The organism is Bacillus sanguinis, from assembly GCF_018332475.1.
Lineage (GTDB): Bacteria > Bacillota > Bacilli > Bacillales > Bacillaceae_G > Bacillus_A > Bacillus_A sanguinis.
In genome coordinates, this window is the sequence record NZ_BOQB01000509.1 from 1 (window position 1) to 617 (window position 617).

Genomic DNA, 617 nt, shown 5'->3' on the forward strand with positions numbered 1-617 from the left:
GCCAAAAGGAACAGTGAAATCCAGATTGTCACGTGCGAGGGAACAACTGCAAAAACGATTAAAGATGGAATAGGGGGTGTATAGGATGGATAACGAAAAATTATTTGATGAGAAATTAAAAAAGAGAATAAAAGAAGAGAATGTTATAGTACCGCCAGAGTTAAATGAAAAGATGAATATTACACTTCATAATCTCCCGGTAAAAAAGAAAGGTTATAGAGTTTATATGATGGCTATAAGTGCTGCGGTTCTAACACTTTCAATTGTGTCTATGTCGGAGTTTTCTGATCAAATTTTTGCTCAAAACGGTGGAGTATTTGAATATGTAAAGAAAAAGGCGTTTTCTGATTATGAAAATGAAGAAGAAATAAAATCGAACGTAAATTATCCAGATAAAGAAAAAATTCATCAACAGATGCTGGATTCCGTTGATCATTTTAAAAATATTTCAGGACAATTTGAGGAATATTCTAGTTCGTCAAGAATTGCTACAACATACAAATATGCGATTGATACGGAGCAACAAAGAGGTATCTCTTCGAAAGAAGATAAGCTAACGAACAAACGAACAATTATATATAACGAGGGCAAGAAAAAAGAATTTGATGATGAGAAGT

Annotated in this window: 2 pseudogenes; both read left to right on the forward strand. The window is 32.9% G+C overall.

Features of this window, described 5'->3' with window-relative positions:
* Positions 1-73: pseudogene (locus KI369_RS28095) on the forward strand (sigma-70 family RNA polymerase sigma factor); the annotation flags it as partial.
* Positions 74-85: 12 nt separating this feature from the next.
* Positions 86-617: pseudogene (locus KI369_RS28100) on the forward strand (anti-sigma factor); the annotation flags it as partial.